Source organism: Paenibacillus sp. 01T422 (assembly GCF_056398785.1).
In genome coordinates this window covers 1-16,527 of the sequence record NZ_JBFTQB010000080.1, presented here as the reverse complement: position 1 = coordinate 16,527, position 16,527 = coordinate 1, and the positions used below count along the sequence as shown (strand labels likewise).

The 16,527-nt window shown below is 48.7% G+C and carries 14 protein-coding genes; 1 reads left to right on the top strand and 13 read right to left on the bottom strand.

Going from position 1 to position 16,527, the window contains the following annotated elements; all coding sequences use genetic code 11:
* The 8 genes from AC1DUA_RS06690 to AC1DUA_RS06655 form a co-directional block, all read right to left on the bottom strand.
* A partial coding sequence (locus AC1DUA_RS06690) for an aldo/keto reductase (protein ID WP_477498983.1) occupies positions 1-476 on the bottom strand: 476 nt, incomplete at its 3' end.
* A 110-nt stretch (positions 477-586) separates the two neighbouring features.
* The gene (locus AC1DUA_RS06685; RefSeq protein ID WP_477498982.1) at positions 587-1,342 is read right to left on the bottom strand and encodes a DeoR/GlpR family DNA-binding transcription regulator; all 756 of its coding nucleotides are present in this window, start codon (positions 1,340-1,342) and stop codon (positions 587-589) included.
* Positions 1,343-1,365: 23 nt separating this feature from the next.
* Positions 1,366-1,917, bottom strand: coding sequence for a D-lyxose/D-mannose family sugar isomerase (locus AC1DUA_RS06680; protein ID WP_477498981.1), 552 nt, complete (start codon positions 1,915-1,917; stop codon positions 1,366-1,368).
* 3 nt (positions 1,918-1,920) lie between these two features.
* Complete coding sequence (locus tag AC1DUA_RS06675) at positions 1,921-3,141, bottom strand: carbohydrate kinase family protein (RefSeq protein WP_477498980.1); 1,221 nt, start codon at positions 3,139-3,141, stop codon at positions 1,921-1,923.
* A gap of 2 nt (positions 3,142-3,143) precedes the next feature.
* Positions 3,144-4,301, bottom strand: coding sequence for a Gfo/Idh/MocA family protein (locus tag AC1DUA_RS06670; protein ID WP_477498979.1), 1,158 nt, complete (start codon positions 4,299-4,301; stop codon positions 3,144-3,146).
* Between the two features lie 28 nt (positions 4,302-4,329).
* Positions 4,330-5,166, bottom strand: a complete 837-nt coding sequence (locus AC1DUA_RS06665; RefSeq protein ID WP_477498978.1) for a class I fructose-bisphosphate aldolase — start codon at positions 5,164-5,166, stop codon at positions 4,330-4,332.
* 124 nt (positions 5,167-5,290) lie between these two features.
* Positions 5,291-6,055 (bottom strand): thermonuclease family protein, encoded by a 765-nt coding sequence (locus AC1DUA_RS06660; RefSeq protein ID WP_477498977.1) that lies wholly within the window; start codon positions 6,053-6,055, stop codon positions 5,291-5,293.
* A 226-nt stretch (positions 6,056-6,281) separates the two neighbouring features.
* Positions 6,282-7,658, bottom strand: coding sequence for an MFS transporter (locus AC1DUA_RS06655; RefSeq protein ID WP_477498976.1), 1,377 nt, complete (start codon positions 7,656-7,658; stop codon positions 6,282-6,284).
* 117 nt (positions 7,659-7,775) lie between these two features.
* On the opposite strand from AC1DUA_RS06655, the gene AC1DUA_RS06650 reads away from it, so the two are divergent.
* Positions 7,776-8,120: an ArsR/SmtB family transcription factor gene (locus AC1DUA_RS06650; protein ID WP_477498975.1), complete on the top strand. Its 345-nt coding sequence runs from the start codon at positions 7,776-7,778 to the stop codon at positions 8,118-8,120.
* 486 nt (positions 8,121-8,606) lie between these two features.
* On the opposite strand, the gene AC1DUA_RS06645 is transcribed toward AC1DUA_RS06650, so the two are convergent.
* From AC1DUA_RS06645 to AC1DUA_RS06625, 5 genes are all read right to left on the bottom strand, one after another.
* Entirely contained in the window at positions 8,607-8,873 is a 267-nt protein-coding gene (locus AC1DUA_RS06645) for a hypothetical protein (RefSeq protein ID WP_477498974.1), read from the bottom strand.
* Positions 8,874-9,326: 453 nt separating this feature from the next.
* Positions 9,327-11,747 carry an alpha-mannosidase gene (locus tag AC1DUA_RS06640; RefSeq protein ID WP_477498973.1) on the bottom strand — a complete coding sequence of 807 codons (2,421 nt, stop codon included), beginning with the start codon at positions 11,745-11,747 and terminating at the stop codon, positions 9,327-9,329.
* 33 nt (positions 11,748-11,780) lie between these two features.
* Positions 11,781-14,744 (bottom strand): beta-galactosidase, encoded by a 2,964-nt coding sequence (locus AC1DUA_RS06635; protein ID WP_477498972.1) that lies wholly within the window; start codon positions 14,742-14,744, stop codon positions 11,781-11,783.
* Positions 14,741-16,060: a glycoside hydrolase family 125 protein gene (locus AC1DUA_RS06630; protein WP_477498971.1), complete on the bottom strand. Its 1,320-nt coding sequence runs from the start codon at positions 16,058-16,060 to the stop codon at positions 14,741-14,743. The genes AC1DUA_RS06635 and AC1DUA_RS06630 overlap by 4 nt, the downstream gene beginning before the upstream one ends.
* 54 nt (positions 16,061-16,114) lie before the next feature.
* A partial coding sequence (locus tag AC1DUA_RS06625) for a carbohydrate ABC transporter permease (RefSeq protein WP_477498970.1) occupies positions 16,115-16,527 on the bottom strand: 413 nt, incomplete at its 5' end.

The window sequence follows — 16,527 nt, the reverse complement described above, 5'->3', positions numbered from 1 at the left end:
TTCTTAAGCAATTGAATCTGCATCGGAGTTTGGTTGGAAACACCAAAATGTCTAACTTTTCCTGAGCTTTCAAGAAGATCAAACGCTTCTGCAACCTCTTCCGGTTCTACTAAAGCATCTGGACGGTGCAAAAGCAGAATGTCCAAATAATCCGTTTTCAAGCGCTTCAGAATGTTGTCTACGGATTCCAAAATATGTTCTTTCGAGAAATCGAACATCCCTTTGCGAATCCCGCATTTGGATTGCAGAATGATTTTCTCACGAATATCATCGTTCATATGAATGGCATCGGAGAAGATTTCTTCACAATTGCCCCCACCGTAAATATCTGCATGGTCAAAGAAATTGGCACCTGCATCCAGCGCTGACTGGACGAAGCGCTCAGCCTCATTTTTTTCCAATGAATTAATCCTCATACAGCCTACCGCGATAACCGGAACTTCTAAGTTGCTCGTACCAAGTTTCATCGTTCTCATTATGCTTAACATCCTCCTCAAGGCTTCCAACCTGTTCATTCATTTATGTAACACTATCATTGTCACACATTCACCTAGTAGTTTTCAAGGACTGCTGTTACGAAGTAACTTTAAGTAATTGTAAGTTCTACGGATGCTTCCTTAAGCGCCTCGCTTAATGCTTGATCAAGCGTTTGATCCGTGACAATCCGGTTAATGGCACCCAGACTCGCGAATGAAAACAAATCCTGTTTACCGAACTTCGAATGATCCGTCACCATCGTGGTTTCGGCGGCCTGACTTATGACAAGACGCTTAATCTCTGCCTCGTACATATTGGAATTGCTATATCCATGTTTTGCTGTCACACCGGTCGTTCCAATAAAAGCCTTGTTGAATGCCATTTTGGTCAATGCTTCTACGGCAACGGGTCCTACTAATGTCGAGGTCTGGTCCATCAGTATGCCGCCGATAACGATCGTCGAAATCTGCTTTCCTTGCAGCTCTGAAGCTATATTCAGTGCATTGGTAACAACCGTAATATTCAGGTTCGGCTGTATATATCTAGCGACCTGCAGCGTTGTCGAGCCTCCATCGATGAAGATGGCGTCGCCTGGCTGAATCAGCTGAGCGGCCTGTTGACCGATCCGCTTCTTCTCTTCCATATGAACGCCTGTCCGCTCATGCAAAGCAATATCATTGCCGACGAATATCGCGCCACCGAATGTTCGCTTGATGTAACCCCACTGCTCCAGCTTCTCCATATCTCTGCGCAAGGTCATCTCGGTAACGTCGAACATCTCTTTCAATTCGGCAATTTTCACTTCACCTTGAACAGCCATATGATCCAAAATAAGCTGCTGCCGGTGATTAATTTGGGTGTGCATGTTAAAGCCTCCGTCTTCATACTCTACGCATCTTCTTCCAGGAGCGGCATCCGTGCAATACGGGGATCTGTAAAGAGATCATACTCGTCCCGGCTAGTGCTGGAGAATTCCGAAACGACCGCTCCATCGTCTCCAGCTTGAAACCAGTGCTTGATCCCAGGGTTTATCGTGTACTGCTCACCCGGATGCAATTCTATTTCGTGAAAAACCGAATAATATGCTTCACTTCCTACCGGGATTACCGCTTTCAGACTCTCTGCCGCCGATTCGCCCTCCACATACAGAAAAACCTTTCCGGCACGGCAGCGGAACGTCTCCATTTTGCCAGGATCCTCACCTACTGGTGGATGTAAATGCTCTGGACAGGTTTGTCTTGGAAAAAGAACGAGTTCTTTGGCGCAATAACGATCGTTATTGCTATAAGTCACTAGTTCGAGCCCTTGTACTTCCAATTGGTCGAGTCCGAAATCAGCCACTTCTATATGTCGGATTTCCTCCTCTGTCAGCACAATGCCGCATGCTTTCAGAGTTTGCGCAGCCAGCGCCTGCGCTTGGCTTCGTTCACTTCTTTTCATCGATTACCGGCTCCCTTCGGCTATCTTATGATGCGGTCCAATCCAAATCTGCCCACCATTCATTTTCCAATTGGGCAGATTCAGCTTCATTTCACGTGCTTTCCACCCGTTATTCATTCTTTCCCAAACCTGACTGCCATGGGGAATGCCACTGACAGCGTCCGCCCGCTCCACATTAAACGCACCGACACCAACAGCAGTCTGAAGCGTCTTTTCAAGCTCTAACCCTTGCAATAAACCGTATAGAAAACCTGCAATTGTACAATCGCCGGCTCCTGTAGTGCCTACAACGTCAACTTGAAAACACGAAACGATCATTTCGCTGTCCAGCCAATTTGCTTGCAGCTGCTTTGAAGTTAAGCATTGTCCGATCGTAGATAAGCGAGTGTATTCCTTGGTCGTACGCACGTATAGGCCATGTTCTCCCAACTTCAAGCCAACAATGGCGGCTCCCATTTCCAGCAGCTCTTCAGCAAGCTCTGCAAGAAAATCCCCTGTCGCATACGTCAGCAAATCCCCCGGGCCTGATTCTTTCATCCAAATTTCGTACCGATCCCGATGCAGCATGTAAACAATCTCCTCAAAACTAGGCAAACAAACATCCACATAAGGCAGTGCTCCGGTTAAAATAGTGCGCCAATCCGCACAGCCGGCCTCCGTCTCCGGGTCTGGTTTCGCCAAATCAAGAGACACGGTTAGTCCTTGTTCCTTGACCTTTTTTAATAACAAGATCAGCTCTTCCCCATTGTTCTTATACATGCTGCGCATGAGCGGCGGGTAACCAAAATGAAATAAACGCGCGCCTTGCAGCTGCTCGATCCTAAGATCGTCGGCTGAGTAGGTATCGTTAGCCCCAGTCGCATGCAGAAAGATACGATCTGTCTGTGGGGGACTTATTACAATCGAGTAGGAGCTGCTTGCATCCGGAGTTATGATCATTCCCTCTGTTAGCGCCGGACTATACTTACTCAGAATCGAAAGAATCGTCTCACCAAATAAGTCTTTGCCCACTTTCCCCATCAAACTTACTTTGCAGCCAAGCTGATGCAGGGCAATGCCCGTATTAGATACAGCGCCTCCTGTCGAAACAACCGCTTTGCCGACATCCACAAGTTTTCCTGGAACGAACAACGTATCTATTCTTGCAGGTTTGCCGTGAATCGTGGGTATAATATCCAAACAAATATGTCCGGCTACAATCACTTCCGCCTGGCTCCCGCTCAAAATTAGTTCCTCCAGTCGATGACCATCGTTTGACCTGTTCGATTCGATTCCAAGGCAGCGGTAAAAATGGCATGACTGCTACCCGCTTCCTCAGGTGTAACGCAGTGGAATGGCTGACGAGGGGACTGATGATTAACCAGCTCATCGCAGAAGGCAGCCCACATCTGCAGGATAGAATCGGAGAAGCCGAATTCGAAGATGCCTCCCGTTATCGTACTATACGCTGACTTATAAGGCGCATCTGCGATATGCCAAGCCTGAACTCCGCCCGGTGTATAGGGCAAATAGGCGACCTGCTTCGGATTTTTCGTCGTAAACTCGGCCGAGAACTCGGTCCCTGTAATGCGAATGAACCAGGTATTGGCGTGGCCTGGCGCTATTCGTTTCATCGACAGCATCATGGGAAACTGCTGGCTTTCTATTCGAACATCACAGGTAAGTATGGCATTGTCCCAAGTCTCGCATGGCACCATATTCCCCTGGCCATCGGGACGATCCGGCACAATGTTAGATAAAAGAGCCCTCACCGTTTGGGGCTTCCAACCAAAACGCATCGGAAGATGCAGCACATGCATGCCTAGATCGCCCATGCATCCATACTCCCCGTTCGTAGCGATTTTTCGCTTCCAGTTAATAGGCTTCGCTGGGTCCAGGTCGCTGGAGTGCCAAAATCCAGCCTCCACCTCGATGATTTTACCGAATTTATGATTCTCCACCCAAGCTACAAGCTGCTGAGCTCCCGGGAAAAATGGAAATTCCGAAGAGCATCGCACGATGACATCCGGGTTATCCACAATGGCTTGCTGAATGCGTTCATTAGCTTCTTGATCGATGCCGAATGGCTTTTCGCCTAATAAATGTTTACCGGACTTGATAATATCGATATAAATTTGAGCATGCAGGTTATGCGGAACCGCGCAATAAATGGCATCCACTTTCGGATTAGCGAGAAGCTCTTTGTAATCCGTGCAAGCCGTTTCCACACTTGGCACATGCTCTTGAAACCATGCCGTTGCTGCAGGGTTGGCATCACATACCGCTACGATGCTTGGGGCAAAATCAACTTCAGTCAAATGACACCAGCGAGCCGCGGCGCTTGCGAATTCTTTGCCCATAAGTCCGCAGCCGATCACACCGAAACGAATGATTGTTTTTGCCATGCAGACATTCTCCTTTGATAACAATTATCTAGCGGTTTAACTGGGCTAGTGCTTGCTCGGCGGTCGCTCCATGGTGAACAATGGACATCAAAGCTTGGGTCATGCCTGCAGGATTCGGATGTTGGACGACGTTGCGGCCATATACGATGCCTGAAGCGCCTTGTTTCATCAGCTCAACCGTTCGCGCCATAATCTCTTCATCGCTTGCCCGGCCTCCCCCGCGTACGAGTACAGGAATCCCGGAAGCAATCTCAATCACACGGGCATATTCCTCCACATGGTCGCATGGATCAGCTTTGATAACATCCGCCCCCAGCTCAACCGCTTGCCTAACGAGAGGAATAATTTTGTTAATATCTCCGTCTACCATGTAGCCGCCCTTTTCCGAGTTCGCCATCATAACGAGTGGTTCCACCATCAAAGGCATCGCGTACTGTTCACACGCTGTTTTGAGGAGAGAAATGTTTTTCACACATTGGTGATGAAGTTCTGGCTGATTAGGTAAAAGCAGTAGATTGACACAGACGGATACGGCATCCATCCGGACGGCTTGTTCAATGGCTTGATGTATAAGTTCGCTGAATAAGAAATGAGGCAGCTCTTTCCCATAGACATTGGCTGCATCTGCACGTAGAACAAGCCCCGGCTTGTGGCTTCCTGGAATCAATTGGAGATGCCGGGCTTGACCGATGCTGAGCTGAATACAATTCGGTCCTGCTTCTACGATGGTTTCAATCGCCTTCTTCACATTCTCGATGCCCGATAAAAACGTAATTTCATTGAAAAATCCGTGATCAATCGCAACATCAAAACATTTTCCCTGCTCACTGAACATACGGTTCAATCTTGGTTTTAAGAAAGACATCCTCATGACTCACTCCTTTTAATGTTATTTTATAACGTTAAATGTTCGTTTACAACATTTATTTTATCTGTTAAAACAAAAAAAGAGCAGCATCATGCCGCTCCTTTCTGAAACATTGCCCGCTTCACTTCTCACAAGCAACGCCATCGTTATCTTTATCCAGCTTAGAACTATATCCTGGTTGACCTCTTTTAATATTATAAGCACCGGCAGCCTTAGCTTCCGTGCAATTGTTATAATAAACGTTCGATTCTGTTGTAGCTGTTGGCTTCACCGTTGGTGATGGCGTGGCTGTCGGTGCAACAGCCGGGGCAGTCGTTGTGGCTGCCGATGGACTTTGTGTGGCTTTCACGACATTTTCGTGATACCCATCCTCTTGGGCATAGTTCTCAACACTCCAAATGTTAACACCTTTGAGCTGTGCTGCTTTTTGGATGTCACGAAACTTATCGACATATTTGACATTTGGCGGGTAGATATAGGCCACTCTGGCATAACCATTTTCGAGCAGCATTTCATTGAACATTTGATCCCCTATGTATAAATAACAAAGCAACCTACCGTACTTATCCCGCTCGGAAACGTCTAGTTCCAAACGCACATCTTTATCCGTTAACGTATCCTTCGCGAATTTGGAAGCTTCCAGAGCAAACGGTTGAACAGGTTTCCCCGGGGCTACACTCTCAGGCGTATCCACGAGTAATAATCGGATTGTCTCTTCTTTTACTTTTCCCGACTCATTAAATGACACTTTCATCGTATCCCCATCAACTACACGTACGATCTTTGCTGGTATCATCTTACTGTTGGTTGGTACCGGTGTATCCGTTGATACTGACGCAGCCGTTGGTACAGCACTAGGCGATGGCGAAGTGGCGGTACGAACCACCGTTTCTTGCGAACATCCTGTAACGATAAAAATGATCAAAACAATTGTACCAATTAGAATCTTTTTAAACTTTTCATGCAGCRTTTGAAGACCTCCAAGTATGACTGATCTATACGACTCCGCCATTATAACAAATAGTGGGATTAGAAAATACATTTTACATTGAAAAAAGGTCAGTCCTTAGTCTTGATAGACCAATGGACCAACCTTATTTGTTCCAAGAATGTTAGACAGCAGGCTGTGCTTTTCTCCAAGTAGACCGAAGGTAAGCAATCGCACACACGATGGCTAGAAGCACAATCAGCGTAAGTCCCCAGTAAATGTTGCTGTAAGCATTCGCTAATGGGAGATCCTTCTGCCAAACAAGGGCACTGGCCGTTGCAGCAACTCCGAATGCACCGCTGAAAAATTGCAGAAGCTGAAACAACCCAAGTCCAGATGCGATCTGGGAAGGAAGCAGCAATCTCGACATCTCATTGGATATACTGCTCGTTAAGATCGTATAACTTACGCTCATCAACATGTAGATGATCATAATAGAATARAACGATATTCCCTCGAACAAGGCGAAAAGAATCACAGATGCCAGAAGAAGCAGCGGCGTATAACGAATGATTGAGCTGTTGCCGCGTGAGTCAATGATACGACCGACTTTACGGGAAATGATCATGGCTAGAGCTGAACCAGGGAAAATCACCAAACCCGCTTGAATCGCAGTTAAGTGATACTGTTTAACAAGAATTTGTGGCATAAGGAACAAGGTTGCAAAGCTGCACAAATACGCGGCCACACCCACAGCGCCTAAAATTAGAAACGAACGATTTGCAAATAACGACGGAAGTACGAAGGGATCTTTTGCAGATCGAATGCGCACAATAAAGAGAACTATCGAGACAAGCCCAGCTAGGAGCGCTATGATTGAATGGTTCGTTAAAAATAAAAGAAGTCCAGTAGTCCCAATACCAATAAATAATGCGCCTAGTGCATCGAAGGAACCTTTACGTGGCTCTTCTTTTGGAATCAACTTCATATAAAAAGGCACCAGCACCAAAGTTACGGCCGTCACGACAAATAGTAAATGCCAGCCTAAAAACTCAACGATAAACCCGCCTACAACAGGTCCGAAACCAAGGCCAAATGCCACCGAAGACATGATCAAGGCCATCGCCTTCCCCCGGCGTTCCAAAGGAATGTAACGGGATAATAGCACTAACGACAATGCTGGAATTGAACCAGCTCCGGAAGCTTGAAGAATGCGGACAATGAGCAGTACAGCAAAGCTGTTACTGAATAATCCCATGATGGACCCGATGCTTAGCGACAGGATTCCGATAACAAAAAGTCTACGTATAGGAACGAAATCGGCAAGCCGACTATAAGTAATAGATGAGATCGCGAATACGATAGAATAACCTGTTACGATCCATGAAGTGGATGCAGCTGTGAGTTGGAACGCTTTGGCCACATCTGGTAATGCTAAGTTAAACATCATCGTGTTCATGATGACGAGTACAATCGTTAAACCGAGTAGAAAGAGTACGACTCCTTCTTTTTTGATGCCACTACTTTCTTGTACATTGTTTCTCTCCTGTATCTTTTGCATGGCGTTAATTCGCCTCCTCATCCAATTTAATAATTCGATAATTATCGAACAATAGAATAATAACATGAGTTATGCTATAATACAATCGTTAACCCGAAAAAATAAGGGGGCTCGAGAATGAAACATTTACATCATCCAGATATCGCAGACATTCATTTGTCCACCGTCTTATATGCCTTAAGTGATCCTATACGTTTATATGTCGTCTCTGAACTCAGCACTTTGAACGAACAAGCTTGCGGTGACTTCCAAGTACCTGTTGTCAAATCAACGATGTCTCACCACGCTCGAACTTTAAGAGAAGCTGGTGTCGTGAATATTCGCGTACAAGGCACCCAGCGGCTTGTTTCACTACGAACAGAGGATTTAGAAATACGTTTCCCTGGGCTGCTAACGTCTATTCTTTCTGCTTATGATGCTTCCGATGAGAAAAAGAAGCTTCTCTGTCAAGAGCACGCATGATTGCTGCTGGGGAATGAGTGGGTGGCTGGAGGACTGGTGGATGGGTGATGGACAGCTGACGGAAATTGGTGGAGCTTGAATGGGCTGCTGCTGGACGCTGAAGGAGAGCTTGTGAATAACTGGAGGACAACTGGCGGAAATTGGTGGAGATCGAATGGGCTGCTGCTGGACAGCTGAAGGAGAACTGGTGCATAACTGGAGGACAACTGGCGGAAATTGGTGGAGCAACGGCGGGCCTACTCCGGCTCTGACTACAACTACTATAACTACTCCTACTCCTACTCCTACCCCTACTCCTACTCCTACTCCTCCCCACTACTCCGACTCCTACTCCTACTCCTACTCCTACTCCTACTCCTACCCCTACTCCTACAACTACCCCTCCCCCCTACTCCGACTACTAGTAAATAACGCCGATTACTGCTGCTACTTTCCGCTGCTGAGCCACTTTTGGGCCATTAGCTGGAATTTCTACCGCTAATCCGGTCAGTTTTTGGATATTTCGCACCCTGAAGCGGATTTAGATGGAGTTTCTGGCGTTATTTCATTCACCAGACCGCCGAGGCGCGGATTAACGGTAGATATTGCTGTTACTCGGCTGAGCGCTGCCGGTGTGAGCAGTTCCATCGATCTGGCAGCTGAGTGGGCAGCAGGTAGATGGCTGATGGACAGTTGATAGGCAGCTGATGAACGGCTGAGTGACCACTTGTCAGCAACGGCTGATGAAATGATGGGCCGGTTCCGATCCGACATCGACTACTTGCAGATAACGCCAATTACTGCTGCTACTTTCTGCTGCTGAGCCAGTTGTCCGCAACGGCTGATGAAATGGTGCGCCGGCTCCGATCCGACATCGACTACTTGCAGATAACGCCAATTACTGCTGCTACTTTCCGCTGCTGAGCAGTTTTTTGGCCATTAGCTGGAATTTCTACCGCTAATCTGCTCAGTTCTACCAGATTTCGCACGCTGAAGCTGATTTAGATGCAGCTTCTGGCGTTATTTCATTCACCAGACCGCCGAGGCGCGGATTAACGGTAGATTTTGCTGTTACTCTGCTGAGCGCTGATAGTGTGAGCAGTCGCTTCTATCTATGAAAGCGCCCTCACTCCCCTCTCGCGCAGCAACGTTATCGCATAAAAAAGAGCTAAGCGCATAAAACCGCGCTTAGCTCTTTTCCAATCAGCTCTCCACCATTTATCTTACTCAGCTAGAAATCCCAATCGTCACAATTTCGCAAGGCCCAACCGGCAGCGTCAAACGCCCTGAAGCATCCGTATCTACACGCTCACCGTGCTCTTCCAAAATCGTGCTCTTGTAGAAATAGTAATACGGCGTATTAGCATTGAGCTTCAATTCAGCCGCTTGAGATCGCATGTTGTACCAACGCAGCAGCAGATCGCCCGTGCCTTCATTCATCTTCAGCGAGGAGAAAGCCATATCTCCGCCTTCCCACGCAAATGGAGAATACGTTGGCGCAATGCTTCCCGCGTGAACACCCGTCTGACTTAACGTCCACGGGATTTGGAACTGGTATGCTTCCGAATAGGCAGCAGACTGCATGTTTTGATCACCACTGTATGGAATGATCTCCATGCGAACGGTATGCTCCCCTAAACACTGCGCTTCCGGCGTAGGGAACAAGCCCCAATCGCCAAGCTCGCCAACCGCGCGAAGCAAGGTTACAGCAATCGTATTGCGACCATCCTGCAGAACTTCGTATTCGTTCAGACCGAGATTCGCAACAACAAGGCCATCTCCCGCTTCACTGACATCAACAAAAGCCTGCTGATGCTGAGTATTGCTCGGATTTTCCCATTCCGCTGCCGGTTTATTGCCCCGCTGCGGGATTTCAAACATGGAATCCACCTGATGAACATTCGTGTTCAAATCCGTTGGGAAAAGCATCCGCAGACGGTGGTCTTTCGCCTGATTGTTGAATGTCGCTTCAATCTCTACCCCTTGCCCGCCACGGCTCAAAGACACAACCGTACGGATGGTCATAGGCACCATACGCGTGGAACGCTGTGCTTTACGATGCGGAAAGTAGACCAAATCGCGCTGCTCTTCATCCAGCTTCTCATCGGCTGATGCAGGGATGACCCATTCGTGAACGATTTCGATAGCAGCTTGATAAGCCGTATCTTGCAGCACACGAATTTGCGCGGCAGTCCCCTTAGTCGTAAGCGGCGTTTCGCCGTCCGGCTGTTTGTACATATATTCGTTACCGATATCCCCGGTATTCTCATATACACCCAAATCACTATACGTACGGCCACTCTTTTTATCTACAAGTGTAAAAGATCCGTCATCCGCAATTGCGATTTTCAGCGCGGTATTTTCCAATACACGCTCTCCCGTAAGTAGGGAGGCCCCCGCAACTGTCGACTCCTTTTTCACCCAAGCATACGTTTTCAGACCTAAGGCAGGAACGTTCTCCGCCTCAAAAGTCAGCTTCACCTTGCGGCTCATATACGGCTGACGGAACTTGTCATCCGGCAAATCGTAGCCGAACTGCAATCCGAGATCTTCCACGGTGCATGCAAGCTCAGTTCCCTGCTCGTCCACGAGTATACGCCCAGTTAGATCCGCTTCCTTAGCAAGTCGGCTTGCTTCTTCGAGTTTATAACCGTCACGGAAATACAGACGAAGCGCATCAAGCTGGATAGTGACAACGCCAGTACGTTCCCAACCTGTCGTATTAAAAACTACGACTGGCAATGCATCCGCGCCTGTTTCCGCAAAGCATGTCGTATCAACCGCTTCTGCAAGTGCGCGCGTGCTATCTTCCACAATCGTTTCCGCCACGTGCCGGCTTTTCTCGAAGCGAGTAACCATTTCGCGGTGCACTTCATCGACGCTGCACCCGCAAATACTGTCATGCGGATGGTTCTGCATGAGCGTTTTCCAAGCATAAGTGAACAGATGATGCGGGTATTTCTCCCCGACTCTAACGGCATGTGACAAAGCTGCCAGTGGTTCAGCGACTTTCTCCAGCATCGCTTGCCCTAACTGATTCATCTGCTTCAAATAAACACGCGCCGAAGCGGTGTTCACCAGCGTCGACCAACCGTCCGTGCGTTGGCTGCGAAGCTCGCCTTTTACCGTAGAAAGCTCATGATTCAATGAACGCTGAACGGAATCCAAATAGTCGTTAAAATTCGAATGAATAAATACCGTGTCTGGATACAGCTCACGTGCCGCCTGAATTGCCTCAGGCAAATCAAGCTGAATCGGTTGATGATCGCAGCCATTCATGAAGAGCAGTTCGCTGGTCGAAGCGTATTTCTCAGCATCCGACAGCTTCCGCTCCCAATAAACCTTAGCTTCTTCGAGATCCACAGGAACTTCATTGCCGTTCGAGTACCAATTCGCGAAAAGAATGCCAAGAACCTTAGAACCATCCGGTCCTTCCCACATCAATTCAGAGAAGGATGATTCATAATCGCCATCAGAGACAGTATTGTTAAAACCGGTAGGCTTTACGCCACGGCCGAAAAACGCGTTCGTAATACCAGACTGCTGCATCAATTGCGGCGTTTGGCCTACAAGCCCGAAGGTATCCGGGAAATAGCCGATTTTGGCTACGGAGCCGTATTTCCTAGCATCTTGATGTCCAATCTGCATATGATATGAGCTGTTCGTTTGGCACTCATGGTCTTAGCTCCTCTCAATTTGAACTTCATCCGGTCGGTATACGGAAATAATTTCACCCGCAGAATTTGCTGCAAAAAGCACGGAACGCTCCTTCTCCAAGGTAAAAGTATAGGTGGCTCCGCTATCCGTATCTTCCACCTCAATGTTCTCATCCCAAGCAAATTCGGATACGAATACGTATAGGAAACCTTCCTTATAACGCAGCTTCCTTCCGTATACGCCAGCGATATCGCCGCCTTGCTTCCATTGCAAACCGCTTTCGCAGCCTGCCGCCTGAATCGCATAGCGGTACAGCTCAAGCACTGTATCCGTCCGCTCGTTCAGCTCAACTGGGAGCGGACTCCAAATCAGCTTGCCGCGTCCAAGCGGAATCTCGACGACCGCATCTCCCCGGCTGCCATCGCGAGCGGATGAACCCGCGCTCGCGGTGCGCACTTCTTTAACCACCTCAGCAATGCGGCGCTGGCCAAAGGATACTGGCAGCTTGGCGCCTTGCAGCAGCAGCATTTCTTCCCGGCGCACATTCTGAAGCTCCGCTTCTCCAAGTGCATCGGTTAATCGCGGCGTTTGCTTCCAATAGGCGTCAAGGCTAATTGGACCCGTTGCAAGCAGCGTCGCCCCTGTAGTCTTGACGATATCTAGCAGCTTATGCCAAGCCTGCTCATCGATATTATGCGCGCTAGGAAGCAGAATCAGCTTCGGCGGTTGGTCCATAAGCACATCCAGATGATACTCCGAAGCCGCTCGCAGCGGCATATTCATCTGATGTGCTAGCACGCGAATCATTCGCGTGGTGGCATCGAAAGCCAATTTCCGGTTCGAGAAATCGTTCGAATAAGGGAAAATCGCGGCAATGTCTTCCAGCGTCCGATCCTTGAATAAATCCCGCAGCTCGTTCTCCGAACGTTTGGCGCGTCCATCTGGCGTCTCTACGTACATGATTCCTGTTTCTTGAATGACATTAGGTTTGTTATGTGTTTTGGCAAAAATACCGTCCCAAACGAGGTTGTCGTTCAACCACCACGAATGAACAGTCGTATAGTCGACAGCCTCCTGGTAAAAGAATGGGGAAGGCCGCTGCGCGCCAAGCGCCTCGTCTTGACCGACCACCACAAGGTGATTCGGACAGATTTCCTTGATCGTATCGTAAAGCTCCTTCGCCCAACGATTATGCATGTCCATCGAGAACAAGCAGTAATCGAGCCAGCGGGTTCCCTTTTTGGCCCGGTGCATATCCTGCACGTCAAAGTTGATTTCGTCCGCCTCAGGAATAACAGCCGCTTCGAATGTCGGCAGCTGCTCCGGCGACATATTCCACCGCTCTTGAAGGAGCGTAATGCTTTCGTGACGCTGCTTGAGCCAAGCTGTGAAAGCAGCCTGCTCGAAAGAGTCCCGGCTGGAACGAGGCCCATTCGCAAAAATCTGTGCCGGATCAAACATGGATGGCTCATTGATCAGATCCCAGTCTACGTGCGTAGACTCACGGTGACGCGACACAATGGAGCGGATAAACCGCTTCTGCGCTTCTACACTTTGGGGATCCAAATACGGATTGACGCCTTCCCAGGTCTCCGGTGTAAAGGAGAAGAACGTAAACGTCACTTGCAGATTATGCCTTTTAGCCGTCAAGAAGAAGGCATCGATTGCTCTCAGCACTTCTTCGGAAGCATGGCCATCCACCTGCATGATATTACGGTACGCCGTCCAAATGCCCGTTCGAATCCAGTTGATCCCTGCTTTCGCCATCTGGGCCATATCCCGGTCCCATACGTCCGCATTCGGCAGGAACAGAAATTTGCGAGCGACATCGGATGTCATATACGTCATGCCGACTACGGGCAGCGGACGTCCATCTTTGATGAAATAATCGCGATCACACGTGATTGGACTGCCTTCGGCTAGGAGAATGGGGTCGTAGCCCCAAAAGCCTTGGCGAAGTACACGTCTCTCTCCATCCTCAGCCTCGGCCACACACGTTACACGATACAAACCGCGCTCAATCGTTAATGGCACTGGAATGCGTACAATATTGAATTCCTTGTTCACTGAAGCTGTCACTTGATGCGTCCAGCTGGCCCCAGCCCCATCTTCGCGCTCTACAGTTAGATCAAACTTCCATGATTGAGAAGCGGCTTTGAATTCCGTTCCGGAACCTGTTCCGTTCCTTCCCATAAGCTGCGTTTGAAGCGTCAGCACTGCATGCTCGCCAGGCTCGTAGCTGGCATAATTCGGCTTGATCCATAGCTCCGTAACCCCTTTTGCGCAAAATGCCGCCCATGCGAGCAACGCCTGAGCTCCGCCATCCTTCCAGAACCCTGCACTCAGTGGGACATTGACAAATAGCCAACGCGAACCCACATAATCGCCGCGGGAGTTCTCCCATAGAACTACAGGGGCAGCGACCTCGCGACCTTCCTTGCTGATGCCCTTCATGAGGGGATAAATCTGCGTGCTCATCGTTCCTGCAGCACCCATTTGCTGAGGCAAATCACTGTTGCGCGTCGTATGCGGCACCATGTTCCATGTGTCGGCTATCACGAACATGGATTCTTGTCCCTTCAGCAGCGGTATAGTGTCTAAAGCCGCATAGCTGAGAATAGGGCTCGACTCGACCCGGAGCATCTCATGAATGAATAACTGCTGATGGTAAGCAGTTTGTTCTGCTTCCATCTGCCAGCCGTCGGCTTCCCTGCGAACAGGCCGCTTGAAGGCTGCGCCGCCAACGCTTAGCAGTCCACCGCCGCGTTTCAAGAACGCTAGAATTTCCTGCCAAGCGGATTTCGGGAAATACGGAGCGTGCAGATTGACGAAGCACCCTCCCTTCGCTTGCCGAAGCACTTCGGCAAGTGAATCAGCATTTGCAAGGATTGCACCTTGCGCAGCAAGCTCTGCGGTTGGAACTTCAAGTGAAGCGCTGATCGGAAACTCCGAATCGTAGAAAATGACGACAGGACGACTCAGGCTCATAGCAAGCCATCCTTCATCGCTTTATACACGAGTTGAGAGAACAGACTGTTCGACCAAGCGAACCATTTGCGCGTAAAAATGGTTGGATCATCAACATGAAAGCCTTCATGCATGAATCCGGTGTCTGCGTCTGTCGCTTCGAGCATGGCGATCATCGCTATCTTCTCTTCTGCTGTGGAGGCCGTAATTCCTTGCATGGACAAAGCCATATGCCAAATATAATTGTCCGGTGTATGCGGACTGCCGATCCCTTTTGCCACTTTACCTTCGAAATAGAACGGATTTTCCTTACTGAGCGCGAATCGTCTTGTGTTCTGATAAATCGGATCGTCAGCAGCTACATAACCCAGATACGGAATCGACATGAGTCCTGGTGTTCCCGCGTCGTCCATCAAACAGTAATTGCCGAAGCCGTCGGTCTCATAAGCATAGATCGGGCCAAACTCCGGATGGCGATAAATGCCATAAAGGTTAATCCCGTGATCAATATCCGCTTCCAGTGCTTTCAGGTCATTCAGGAAGTCGATATCCCGGAACACCCACTCCGCGAATTCTTGCATATGACGCAGCGCTACAACCGCGAACATATTCGCAGGTATGTTGTAATGGAAATCGCAAGCATCGTCACTGGAACGGAAACCGGACCAAACCATACCTGTGTAGTTCACCGGCATTCCTAGCCCGTTATTGCGCAGCGAATCCGTCGGAATTCCGTTATTCCGGGTAAACCGGTAAGGAGATTGCTCGAAGTGATGCTGTTCCGTCTTGAAAAGCTCATAAATTTTGATCATCGCAGCTTTAAAGCCGGCATCGAAGATATCCGTTAGCTCCGTTTCCTTCCAATAAGCGTAAGCCAGACGCATCGAGAAGCACAAAGAATCCAGTTCAAATTTCCGTTCCCACACCCATGGCGACATATCCGTCTTATCTGCTTTGTTCCAATGCCAATCGTTCGCCGATTCGTTAAAAGCATTCGCATAAGGGTCAATGTGAATATATTGCATATGCTTTTTAATCAATCCGCTCAGAATGCGCTGAAGATCTGGATCGTTTTTGGCAAACGGCACATAGTGCATCACCTGTTCAACGGAATCACGCAGCCAGGAGGCTGGGATATCTCCCGTAATAACGAATGTCGTTCCGTCCTCCATCAACTTCGTTGTCGTCTCCAACGTGTTGGGGAAACAGTTTTTAAATAATTGTAGAAGCTTCGGACGATGCGCCAGCTTCTCTTCGGCTTCCGCTAATACCTCTTGAATCGCCTGTGGCAATTCCAGCTTTGGCATTGGAATTTTCGGCAGTCTGAATTGTTCCATGGTAACTCCTCCAAAATAGTTATGATTAACAAATGTTGTATGAATTCGCCTCTGTTACTCTTTCACTGCACCAATGGTCAAACCTTGAATAAAGTACCGTTGGAAAAACGGATAAGCGAAGATAATCGGTCCGGTTGCAAGCACAACCATCGCCATTCGCGACGTATCCTGCGGCAGCGATTGTAGCAAGCCCACACCAATGGAGGGATTGCTTGTATTTTGCAGCAAGAATTGCATACTGTTCTCGATCCGCATCAGCATTGATTGCAATGGCACGAGATTAGGTGAATCGATATAGAGCAGTGCATTAAACCAATCGTTCCAGTACCCTAACGTACTGAACAAGCCGATCGTAGCCAGTCCCGGAAGTGAAAGCGGCAGCACCAATCTGACGAAAATACCAAATTCGCCGGCGCCGTCGATTTTCCCGGATTCAATGATCGCATCAGGCACGGACGTGACGAAGA

Bases quoted from the DNA above. Each gene is read 5' to 3' on its own strand.
- AC1DUA_RS06685 (WP_477498982.1), bottom strand. From the start codon at position 1,342: ATGCACACCCAAATTAATCACCGGCAGCAGCTTATTTTGGATCATATG.
- AC1DUA_RS06680 (WP_477498981.1), bottom strand. From the start codon at position 1,917: ATGAAAAGAAGTGAACGAAGCCAAGCGCAGGCGCTGGCTGCGCAAACT.
- AC1DUA_RS06670 (WP_477498979.1), bottom strand. From the start codon at position 4,301: ATGGCAAAAACAATCATTCGTTTCGGTGTGATCGGCTGCGGACTTATG.
- AC1DUA_RS06665 (WP_477498978.1), bottom strand. From the start codon at position 5,166: ATGTCTTTCTTAAAACCAAGATTGAACCGTATGTTCAGTGAGCAGGGA.
- AC1DUA_RS06650 (WP_477498975.1), top strand. From the start codon at position 7,776: ATGAAACATTTACATCATCCAGATATCGCAGACATTCATTTGTCCACC.
- AC1DUA_RS06645 (WP_477498974.1), bottom strand. From the start codon at position 8,873: ATGTCGGATCGGAACCGGCCCATCATTTCATCAGCCGTTGCTGACAAG.
- AC1DUA_RS06640 (WP_477498973.1), bottom strand. From the start codon at position 11,747: ATGCAGATTGGACATCAAGATGCTAGGAAATACGGCTCCGTAGCCAAA.
- AC1DUA_RS06635 (WP_477498972.1), bottom strand. From the start codon at position 14,744: ATGAGCCTGAGTCGTCCTGTCGTCATTTTCTACGATTCGGAGTTTCCG.
- AC1DUA_RS06630 (WP_477498971.1), bottom strand. From the start codon at position 16,060: ATGGAACAATTCAGACTGCCGAAAATTCCAATGCCAAAGCTGGAATTG.